This window comes from Pseudomonas sp. NDM, from assembly GCF_003105095.1.
In the GTDB taxonomy this organism is placed as follows: Bacteria; Pseudomonadota; Gammaproteobacteria; order Pseudomonadales; family Pseudomonadaceae; genus Aquipseudomonas; species Aquipseudomonas moraviensis_A.
In genome coordinates this window covers 1-11,362 of the sequence record NZ_QETJ01000155.1, presented here as the reverse complement: position 1 = coordinate 11,362, position 11,362 = coordinate 1, and the positions used below count along the sequence as shown (strand labels likewise).

Annotated in this window: 6 protein-coding genes; all 6 read right to left on the bottom strand. The window is 61.1% G+C overall.

Annotated features, from left to right (window positions below; translation table 11 throughout):
* Positions 1 to 86: 86 nt before the first annotated feature.
* A complete protein-coding gene (locus DCO47_RS22230; protein ID WP_116658934.1) occupies positions 87 to 1,505 on the bottom strand; it encodes an FAD-dependent oxidoreductase in 1,419 nt (472 codons plus the stop codon).
* A 33-nt stretch (positions 1,506 to 1,538) separates the two neighbouring features.
* A complete protein-coding gene (gene gltB, locus DCO47_RS22225; RefSeq protein ID WP_116658933.1) occupies positions 1,539 to 5,984 on the bottom strand; it encodes a glutamate synthase large subunit in 4,446 nt (1,481 codons plus the stop codon).
* A 351-nt stretch (positions 5,985 to 6,335) separates the two neighbouring features.
* A complete protein-coding gene (locus DCO47_RS22215) occupies positions 6,336 to 7,922 on the bottom strand; it encodes an AAA family ATPase (protein ID WP_039756683.1) in 1,587 nt (528 codons plus the stop codon).
* A gap of 10 nt (positions 7,923 to 7,932) precedes the next feature.
* Complete coding sequence (gene aroB / locus DCO47_RS22210) at positions 7,933 to 9,033, bottom strand: 3-dehydroquinate synthase (protein ID WP_116658932.1); 1,101 nt, start codon at positions 9,031 to 9,033, stop codon at positions 7,933 to 7,935.
* Positions 9,034 to 9,185: 152 nt separating this feature from the next.
* Positions 9,186 to 9,704 carry a shikimate kinase AroK gene (aroK, locus tag DCO47_RS22205; RefSeq protein WP_027611316.1) on the bottom strand — a complete coding sequence of 173 codons (519 nt, stop codon included), beginning with the start codon at positions 9,702 to 9,704 and terminating at the stop codon, positions 9,186 to 9,188.
* A gap of 4 nt (positions 9,705 to 9,708) precedes the next feature.
* Positions 9,709 to 11,362, bottom strand: a 1,654-nt coding sequence (locus tag DCO47_RS22200) for a type IV pilus secretin PilQ (RefSeq protein WP_133247422.1), incomplete at its 5' end; no start/stop codon positions are given.

The window sequence follows — 11,362 nt, the reverse complement described above, 5'->3', positions numbered from 1 at the left end:
GATAGCGGAGTATCAGTCAATGCATCAGGTGACTGATCTACCGCCATCGCGAGCAGGCTCACTCCTACAAGGGATTGCGTTGTTTTTTAGACACCCAGGTAATCGAGGATCCCTTCAGCGGCATTACGCCCTTCGAAGATCGCCGTCACCACCAGGTCGGAGCCGCGCACCATGTCGCCACCGGCGAAGATTTTCGGGTTGCTGGTCTGGTGCTTGTACTGACCTTGCTCGGGCGCAACAACGCGGCCCTGGCTGTCGGTCTGGATCTCGAACTGTTCGAACCACGGTGCCGGGCTCGGGCGGAAGCCGAAGGCGATGACCACGGCGTCGGCCGGGATGATCTCTTCGGAACCCGGAATCGGCTCGGGGCTGCGACGGCCACGGGCGTCCGGCTCGCCGAGACGGGTCTCGACCACCTTCACGCCTTCGACCTTGTCTTCACCAACGATAGCGATCGGCTGGCGGTTGTAGAGGAATTTCACGCCTTCTTCCTTGGCGTTCTTCACCTCTTTGCGCGAGCCGGGCATGTTCGCTTCGTCACGACGATAGGCACAGGTCACCGACTTGGCGCCCTGACGGATCGAGGTGCGGTTGCAGTCCATCGCCGTGTCGCCGCCGCCGAGCACTACAACCTTCTTGCCTTTCATGTCGACGAAATCTTCCGGCGACTTTTCAAAGCCCAGGTTGCGGTTGACGTTGGCGATGAGGAAATCCAGCGCGTCATAAACGCCCGGCAGATCCTCCCCGGCAAAACCGCCCTTCATGTAGGTGTAGGTGCCCATGCCCATGAACACCGCATCGTACTCAGCGAGCAGTTGTTCCATGGTCACGTCTTTGCCGACTTCGGTATTCAGACGGAACTCGATGCCCATGCCGGTGAAGACTTCGCGACGATTGCTCAACACGGTCTTTTCCAGCTTGAACTCGGGGATGCCGAAGGTCAGCAAGCCGCCGATTTCCGGGTTCTTGTCGAACACCACCGGGGTCACGCCGCCACGCACCAGCACGTCGGCACAACCCAGACCCGCCGGGCCCGCGCCGATGATCGCGACACGTTTGCCGGTCGGCTTGACCTTGGACATGTCCGGGCGCCAGCCCATGGCGAACGCGGTGTCGGTGATGTACTTCTCGACCGAACCGATGGTCACCGCGCCGAAACGGTCGTTGAGGGTGCAGGCACCCTCGCACAGACGATCCTGCGGACACACCCGGCCGCAGACTTCCGGCAGGGTGTTGGTCTGGTGCGACAGCTCGGCAGCCTGGAGGATGTTGCCCTCGGCCACCAGTTTCAGCCAGTTGGGAATGAAGTTGTGCACCGGGCACTTCCATTCGCAATACGGGTTGCCGCAACCCAGGCAGCGGTGAGCCTGATCGGCCGACTGCTGGGGTTTGAACGGTTCGTAGATTTCGACGAACTCTTTCTTGCGTTGACGCAACAGTTTCTTCTTCGGATCCTTGCGCCCGACATCGATGAACTGGAAGTCGTTATTCAGACGTTCAGCCATTGTTAAAACCTCATCAAACTCTTCAGGCGCATATCACTGCGGGTTGGCACGAGTGCTGGAAAGCAGGGTTTTCAAGCTGGCAGCCTTGGGCTTGACCAACCAGAAACGCCGCAAGTAATCGTCGAGGTTCTCGGCGAGTTCACGACCCCACTCGCTGTCGGTTTCGGCGACGTACTCGTTCAGCACGTTCTGCAGGTGGCTGCGATAGGCTTCCATCGCCTCGCCGCTGATCCGCTGGATCTCCACCAGTTCGTGGTTGACCCGGTCAACGAAGGTGTTGTCCTGATCGAGCACGTAGGCGAAACCACCGGTCATGCCAGAGCCGAAGTTGTAACCGGTCTTGCCCAGCACGCAGACGAAACCACCGGTCATGTACTCGCAGCAGTGATCGCCAGTGCCTTCCACAACCGTGTGGGCACCGGAGTTGCGCACGGCGAAACGCTCGCCTGCGGTGCCGGCGGCGAACAGCTTGCCGCCCGTGGCGCCGTACAGGCAGGTGTTGCCGATAATGGCGCTGTCCTGAGTCTTGTAGACGCTGCCCTTCGGCGGCACGATGACCAGCTTGCCGCCGGTCATGCCTTTGCCGACGTAGTCGTTGGCGTCGCCTTCCAGGTACATGTTCAGACCGCCGGCGTTCCACACACCGAAGCTCTGCCCGGCCGTGCCTTTGAAACGGAAGGTGATCGGCGCCTTGGCCATGCCCTGGTTGCCGTGCTTGCGCGCGATTTCGCCGGAGATCCGTGCACCGATCGAGCGGTCGCAGTTGCAGATATCCAGCTCGAACACGGCACCGCTCATATCGCTGATCGCCGACGAGGCCAGCTCGACCATCTTCTCCGCCAGCAGGCCTTTGTCGAACGGCGGGTTGCGCTCAACGCCGCAGAACTGCGGTTTGTCCGCCGGGATGTGATCGCTGCCCAGCAGCGGCGTCAGGTCCAGGTGATGTTGCTTGGCGGTCTGGCCTTCGAGGATTTCCAGCAGATCGGTGCGACCGATCAGCTCTTCGAGGGAGCGCACGCCAAGCTTGGCCAGCCACTCACGGGTTTCCTCGGCGACGTAGGTGAAGAAATTCACCACCATGTCGACGGTGCCGATGTAGTGATCCTTGCGCAGCTTTTCGTTCTGAGTGGCAACGCCGGTGGCGCAGTTGTTCAGGTGGCAGATGCGCAGGTATTTGCAGCCCAGCGCGATCATCGGCGCGGTGCCGAAGCCGAAGCTTTCGGCGCCGAGGATCGCTGCCTTGATCACGTCGAGGCCGGTTTTCAGACCGCCGTCGGTCTGCACCCGGACCTTGCCGCGCAGGTCGTTGCCGCGCAGGGTCTGGTGGGTTTCAGCCAGGCCCAGTTCCCACGGTGCTCCGGCGTACTTGATCGAGGTCAGCGGCGAAGCACCGGTACCGCCGTCGTAGCCGGAGATGGTGATCAAGTCCGCGTAGGCCTTGGCCACACCGGCGGCGATGGTGCCGACGCCCGCTTCAGCCACCAGCTTCACCGAAACCAGTGCCTGCGGGTTGACCTGCTTGAGGTCAAAAATCAGCTGCGACAAGTCTTCGATCGAATAGATGTCGTGGTGCGGCGGTGGGGAAATCAGGGTTACGCCCGGCACTGCATAACGCAGCTTGGCGATCAGCCCGTTCACTTTGCCGCCCGGCAGTTGCCCGCCCTCGCCCGGTTTGGCACCTTGGGCGACCTTGATCTGCAGCACTTCGGCGTTGACCAGGTATTCCGGGGTTACACCGAAACGGCCAGTGGCGACCTGTTTGATTTTCGAGCTCTTGATGGTGCCGTAACGCGCCGGGTCTTCACCACCTTCGCCGGAGTTGGAACGCGCGCCGAGGCGGTTCATGGCTTCGGCCAGGGCTTCGTGAGCTTCCGGCGACAGTGCGCCCAGCGAGATACCGGCGGAGTCGAAGCGCTTGAGCACCGATTCCAGCGGCTCGACTTCACTGATGTCCAGCGGCGTATCGAGGGTCTTGACCTTGAACAGGTCACGAATCATCGACACCGGACGGTTGTCCACCAGCGAGGTGTATTCCTTGAACTTGGCGTAGTCGCCCTGCTGCACGGCTGCTTGCAGGGTGTTGACCACGTCCGGGTTGTACGCGTGATATTCGCCACCGTGGACGAACTTCAGCAGACCGCCCTGCTGGATCGGCTTGCGCGGGCTCCAGGCTTCGACGGCGAGGGCCTTCTGCTCGGCTTCGATGTCGACGAAACGCGCGCCCTTGATGCGGCTCGGCACGCCACGGAAGCTCAATTCGCAGACTTCTTCGGAAAGGCCAATAGCCTCGAACAGCTGCGCCCCACGGTACGAAGCGATGGTCGAAATACCCATCTTCGAGAGGATCTTCAGCAGGCCTTTGGTGATGCCCTTGCGGTAGTTCTTGAACACCTCGTAGAGGTCGCCCAGTACTTCACCGGTACGGATCAGGTCGCCCAGCACTTCGTAGGCCAGGAACGGATAGACAGCCGAGGCGCCGAAACCGATCAGCACCGCAAAGTGATGCGGGTCACGGGCGGTGGCGGTTTCCACGAGAATGTTGGAATCGCAACGCAAGCCTTTTTCGGTCAGACGGTGGTGCACTGCACCCGTCGCCAGCGAGGCGTGGATCGGCAGCTTGCCCGGCGCGATATGACGGTCGCTCAGGACGATCTGGGTACGCCCGGCGCGCACGGCCTCTTCAGCCTGATCGGCAACGTTGCGGATCGCCGCTTCGAGGCCAACGCTTTCGTCGTAGTTGAGGTCGATGATCGCCCGTTCGAAACCCGGACGATCGAGGTTCATCAGCGAGCGCCACTTGGCCGGAGAGATCACTGGCGAGCTGAGGATCACGCGCGAGGCGTGTTCCGGCGACTCCTGGAAAATGTTGCGCTCGGCACCGAGGCAGATTTCCAGCGACATCACGATCGCTTCACGCAGCGGGTCGATCGGCGGGTTGGTCACCTGCGCGAACTGCTGACGGAAATAGTCGTACGGCGTGCGCACACGCTGGGACAGCACGGCCATCGGCGTGTCGTCGCCCATCGAGCCCACGGCTTCGTAACCTTGCTCGCCGAGCGGACGCAGCACCTGATCACGCTCTTCGAACGTGACCTGATACATCTTCATGTATTGCTTGAGCTGATCGACGTCGTAGAAAGCCGAACCGTGGTCGTTGTCTTCCATGGTCGCCTGAATGCGCAGGGCATTCTTGCGCAACCATTGCTTGTACGGATGACGGGATTTCAGACGGTTGTCGATCGCATCGGTGTCGAGGATCTGCCCGGTTTCGGTGTCTACGGCGAAGATCTGACCCGGCCCGACGCGGCCCTTGGCGAGCACGTCTTCAGGCTGGTAGTTCCACACGCCGATTTCCGACGCCAATGTGATGAAACCGTTCTTGGTGGTGACCCAGCGCGCCGGACGCAGACCGTTACGGTCGAGCAGGCACACCGCGTAACGACCGTCGGTCATGACCACGCCGGCCGGGCCGTCCCACGGCTCCATGTGCATCGAGTTGTACTCATAGAACGCACGCAGATCCGGGTCCATGGTTTCGACGTTCTGCCACGCTGGCGGAATGATCATCCGCACGCCACGGAACAGGTCGATGCCGCCGGTGACCATCAGTTCGAGCATGTTGTCCATGCTCGAGGAGTCGGAACCGACACGGTTGACCAGCGGGCCGAGCTCTTCCAGATCCATCAGATCGTTGGTGAACTTGGTCCGACGGGCCTGTGCCCAATTACGGTTACCGGTGATGGTGTTGATTTCGCCGTTGTGGGCGAGGAAGCGGAACGGCTGCGCCAGCGGCCATTTCGGCAGGGTGTTGGTGGAGAAGCGCTGGTGGAACACGCAGATCGCGGTTTGCAGGCGCTCGTCACTCAGGTCCGGATAGAACGCCGCCAGGTCGGCCGGCATCATCAGGCCTTTATAGATGATGGTCTTGTGCGAAAAGCTGCAGATGTAGTGGTCGGTGTCAGCGGCGTTGGCCACCGACGAACGGCGACGGGCGCTGAACAGCTTCACGGCCATGTCCTGATCGCTCAGGCCTTCGCCGCCAATGTAGACCTGCTCGATCTGCGGCAGGCGCTCAAGGGCCAGGCGGCCAAGGACGCTGGTGTCGATCGGCACTTTACGCCAGCCGATCAGTTGCAGGCCTTCTGCGAGGATCTCGCGGTTCATGTTCTCGCGAGCAGCTTCGGCCTTGGCCGGATCCTGATTGAAGAACACCATGCCCACTGCATATTGCTTGGGCATTTCGACGCCGAAGCTCTCCTGGGCAATGGCTCGCAGGAAGGCGTCGGGTTTTTGAATCAGCAGACCGCAACCGTCACCGGTCTTGCCGTCGGCATTAATCCCACCGCGGTGGGTCATGCAGGTCAGGGCCTCGATGGCCGTTTGCAAAAGGGTATGACTGGGCTCGCCCTGCATATGAGCTATCAGGCCGAAACCGCAGTTATCCTTGAATTCATCTGGTTGGTACAGACCTGCTTTCATAGACACTTTCTCACCAGGCTGCCTCTATTCGAGGCAAATTTCTTTTCAATTCAACCACTTGCGTTCCGCGCCGAACGTACGCCGGCTTAGCGGGGGCAAAAGGGTGGTCATTGTACACAGCGACACAGAGGCTCACAAATTTGACGACGAACTGTCGCAAATTCATGTCGCATTTGTGAAAGGTTTAAAGCGATCTGCTGTGCTAGTCAAAACTTTTTTAAATTCTGACCGCAACGACTCAAAAACTACTGTGACGCAGACACCACAAGGCACGCGACCTTTTCAGGAAGCGCGCACTCGTGGAGATTTTGAGGTGCCGGGAGAGGCGGCCTGGGTAAGGCCGCCGAATCTTCAGCGAGTTGTTGCCAGTTCCTGTTGGACGCTGGCGACAGTGCGAGGCCAAGGTTTACCAGCCTGAACCTTCGCTGGCAAGGCCTTGATGGCAGAAACGGCCGCATCACGATTGGCAAAGTTGCCGTAGGTGATCACGTAAAGCGGCTTGCCATTGAGGACTTTCTTGAAATAACGGTACTCGCCGCCCTGCTCCTTGACGAAGTTCTGCGCGGCGGTTTCCGAGCTGGTGCCGAGGATCTGCACCACGTAATTGCTGGTCGGCTGACCGGCGTACCAGCTGCCGCCGGCAGCCTTGGCGACGGTGACCGGCTTGTCGGCAGGCTTGGCCGGAGCCGGGGCCGGTTTCGCAGCTGGCGCTGGAGTGGCCGGAGCAGGCTTGGCCGTGGCGATCTGCGTCGGTGCCGGGGTTGGTGCCGGTTTGGCGGCAGGGGTCGGAACCGGTGTCGGCGCAGGACCGGCCGGAACGCCCGCAGGCGGTGCAGAGGTGGTCACGGTCGGCGGGGTATCGCTGGAGCCTTCCAGTGGCACGCCGTCATCGCCTTCGGTGATGCCACCGGCGGCTTCAGCGAGCGGGCCACGCATGACCGGCTGCGAGTTGCCGACCAGCGGCAGCGGCATCGGCTGGGTGTTGCCAGCGAACTCGACGGACGGGTTGGCGCCATTCGCGGCGCCCTGACCCAATGGCAGTTGCGCCTGTTCATTGGCCGGAGCACCGGTGGTCGGTGCCTTGCTGCGACCCGGCATCAGCCAGGCGGCGGCAACCGCGACCACAACGACGGCGGAAATCGCCAATACGTGTTTCTTCGGCATGTTGAACCCCATACTTGGACGCTTGACCGCAGAGCGGCTGGCAATCATGACTTCGATCAGTGCATCGCGAGCGACCTGGTTGATGTTGCCCGGCCAGCCCTCGGAGCTTTCGTGAATATCAGAGATCTGATCTGCGGTGAAAAGTTCGACACCCCGGCCCGCGCCTTCCAGCCGCTGGTCGAGATATTCGCGAGTCTCTTCTTCGGTGTACGGCTGCAATTCGATGACGTGGAAACGCTCTTCTTCGAGCTGCAAAGCTTCGAGCTGAGCGATCAGCGACGACTCGCCGAACAGGAATACATGCGGGCGACCTTCCGGTGTGCCGGCACCCAGCGCCATCAACGCTTCCAGCGCCGACTCGTCGAGCTGCTCGGCGTCGTCCACCAGCAGATAGACCTCCTGTCCGGTCAGACCCAGTTGCACCACCTGCTCGAGAATCGCGCCGACCTCGGCTTGGGCGACATCCAGCGCCTGCGCCACCTGGCGCAGCACGCCGGCCGCGTCGCCGGCGCCACGGGCGGAAACCACCACGCTTTGCACCGATTGTTTGTTGGTGCTGGCCACCAGCGCCTGCCGCAACAGGGTCTTGCCGCTGCCCTGCGGCCCGGTGACCACCAGCAGCAACTGGCTGTAACGCGCCAAGTGATGCAGTTGACCCAGCACCGGTTTGCGCTGGGCCGGAAAGAATTTGAAGCCCGGCACCCGTGGCGCGAACGGGTCGTGACTTAACTGGAAATGGCCGAGAAACGCCTCGTCGGCATGCAAACTAGTCATCGGAATCGTTTTAACCTTTAAGCTGAGCCAGGGCGCGGTAATCCGCTCCCAGCGTGGCCTGTAGAACCTCTTTCGGATAATCGTCGGTCACTACCGCTTCGCCCATCCGGCGCAGCAGCACCAGGCGCAGACGACCGTCGATCACTTTTTTATCAATTGCCATGTGTTGGAGAAAATCGGCTTCGGTCATTTCCGTCGGTGGAATGACCGGCAGACCTGCGCGCTGGAACAGACGAATGCCGCGGTCACGCTCCTGCTCGCTGATCCAGCCCAGGCGCGCGGACATTTCCAGCGCCATCACGGTACCTGCCGCCACTGCCTCGCCATGCAGCCAGACACCATAGCCCATGTGGGTTTCGATGGCGTGGCCGAAGGTGTGGCCGAGATTGAGGGTGGCGCGTACGCCGGTTTCCTTTTCATCGGCGCCGACCACCGCAGCCTTGGCCGCGCAGGAGCGCTCGATCGCATAGGTCAGCGCGGTCTGATCGAGCGCGCGCAGGGCGTCGACGTTGTCTTCCAGCCAGGTCAGGAATGGTTCGTCGCAGATCAGGCCGTACTTGATGACTTCCGCCAGCCCCGCCGACAGCTCGCGCTGCGGCAGGGTTTTCAGCGATGCGGTATCGATCAGCACCACGTTCGGCTGGTAGAACGCGCCGACCATGTTCTTGCCCAGCGGATGGTTGATGCCGGTCTTGCCGCCAACCGAAGAATCGACCTGCGACAACAGTGTGGTAGGAATCTGGATGAAATCGACACCACGCTGATAACAGGCAGCAGCGAAACCGGCCATGTCGCCGATCACCCCGCCGCCCAAGGCGATCACGGTGGTGCGGCGGTCATGACGGGCGGTCAGCAGGCCATCGAAAATCAGTTGCAGGGTTTCCCAGTTCTTGAAGGCTTCGCCGTCCGGCAACACCACCGAGATTACCGAGAACTGCGACAGGCTGCGGGTCAGACGTTCGAGATAGAGCGGCGCGACGGTTTCGTTGGAGATGATTGCCACCTGCCGCCCGTGAATATGCGGCGCCAGCAGTTCCGGCTGATCCAACAGACCTTCGCCAATATGAATCGGGTAGCTGCGCTCGCCTAGATCGACCTTGAGTGTCTGCATGTGTCCCCACAGTGAAGATGGAAGCAGGCATCCTGCCCTGAAATTATTGGTGTTCTGCGGCCTGTAGCGGTATGACGCCGCTCGCCCGGCATCCGCCACACCCTCGGCGGGCGCTGACAGGACGCCGAGGATAGCGCATTTCGGGCAACGCTTTAACGGGGTGGCAGCTGCGCGAGGCGGTCAAGAATGTCGAGCACCACCATGCGCGGCGGCCGCTCGTCGGTTTCCACCACCAGATCGGCGATTTCCCGATAAAGCGGGTCACGGATCTCGAGCAAATCACGCAGGGTTTTCGCCGGATCAGCGGTGCGCAGCAGCGGCCGATTGCGATCGCGGGAGGTGCGGCCGACCTGCTGCTCGACGGAGGCGTGCAGATACACCACGCGCCCGCCTGCATGCAGGGCCTTGCGATTGGCATCACGCATCACCGCGCCGCCGCCGGTCGCCAGCACCACGCCATCGAACGCGCAGAGCTCGGCGATCATCGCCTGCTCGCGGTCACGAAAGCCAGGCTCACCTTCCTTGTCGAAGATCCATGGGATATTGGCACCCGTGCGCAGCTCAATTTCCTTGTCGGAATCCTTGAACGGCAGGCGCAGCTCTTTGGCCAGTAATCGGCCGATGGTGCTTTTGCCAGCACCCATCGGTCCTACAAGTATCAAATTTCGCACAGAATCAACGACTCACAGCAATCGCCTGGTTATTCATGATACGCGGAGTGAGAAATACCAGCAGCTCGGATTTTTTCTCCGAAACCACATCACGCCGGAAAAGGCGGCCAAGATACGGCACATCGCCAAGAAATGGCACCTTATCTACAACCTTGCTTTGAGTATTTGAAAAAACACCGCCGATTACGATGGTCTCGCCGTCATTCACCAGCACTTTGGCGTTGACCTCGTTTTTCTTGATCGGCGGTACATCCTGCACTTTGTTCAGGTAGTCGGGCTCATCCTTGGTGACCTTGACCTCCATGATGATGCGGTTGTCAGGCGTGATCTGCGGAGTGACTTCCAGCGACAGCGAAGCCTCCTTGAACGACACCGAGGTCGCGCCACTGGAGCTGGCCTCCTGATACGGTATCTCGGTGCCTTTGAGGATCTTCGCGGTTTCCTTGTCCGAGGTGACCACCTTCGGCTGCGAGACGATCTCGCCGTTGCCGGTCTTTTCCATCGCCGTAAGTTCCAGGTCCAGCAACACGTTGTCGGTGATGAACGCGATACCGATCCCGGAGGTATTGTTGACCGTGCCCATGTCGACGAAGGGCGAGTTGGTGCTGGTGCTGCCCGGCGTACCGATGGTGCTCGATGAGCCGTTGACCCCGGAGGCGTTCCAGTTGCCCTTGTTCTGCACCGAGCCGCCCCAGCGTACGCCGAGGCTCTTGTCGTAATCGACGTTGGCCTCGACGATGCGCGCCTCGATCATCACCTGACGTACCGGAATATCCAGCTGCGCGACGATCCGCCGTAATTCGTCGAGGCGATCCTGGGTCTGGTAGGCAATGATGTTGTTGGTCCGCTCATCGACAGTGATCGAACCGCGCTCGTCGACCTTGGCCTCGGCACTGGTCACCGACTGGAACAGTTTGGCAATGTCCGCAGCCTTGGCGTAATTGACTTGCAGCAGCTCGCGACGCAATGGCGCCAGCTCGGCGATCTGCTTCTGCGACTCCAGTTCCTGGCGCTCGCGGGCGGCAATTTCATCGGCCGGCGCCACCAGTAGCACGTTGCCGATCTTGCGTTTATCCAGACCTTTGGTTTTCAACACCAGATCCAGTGCCTGATCCCACGGCACGTTCTGCAGGCGCAACGTGATGCCGCCCTGCACCGTGTCGCTTGCCACGAGGTTGAGATTGGTGAAGTCTGCGATCAGTTGCAGCACCGAGCGTACATCGATGTCCTGAAAATTCAGCGACAGCTTGTCGCCGACATAGGCCTGACGGTCGGCGTTGCGCTTTTGCAGATCGTCGACACTCATCGGGCGAACGCTCACCGTGAGCTTGTTATCAGTCTGGAAGGTCGAATAGTCGAAGGTGCCGCTGGGCTCGACACTGATCACGGTGCGATCGCCGGTGAGCGCTGCGTTGACGAACTGCACCGGTGTGGCGAAGTCTTTGACGTCGAGGCGCACGCGCAGTTTTTCCGGCAATTGCGTGCGAGCGAAGCTGAGGATGATCTTGCCGTCGTGCTCCTGGATATCCGGGGCGATGGTCGGGTCAGAGAGGTCGATGACCACGTTGCCCTCGCCTTCGGTGCCGCGCTGGAAATCAACGCCGCGAATCGACCGGCTGCGCGGCGCCGCGGATCTGGCGGGCGCCGAAGTCGCCGTC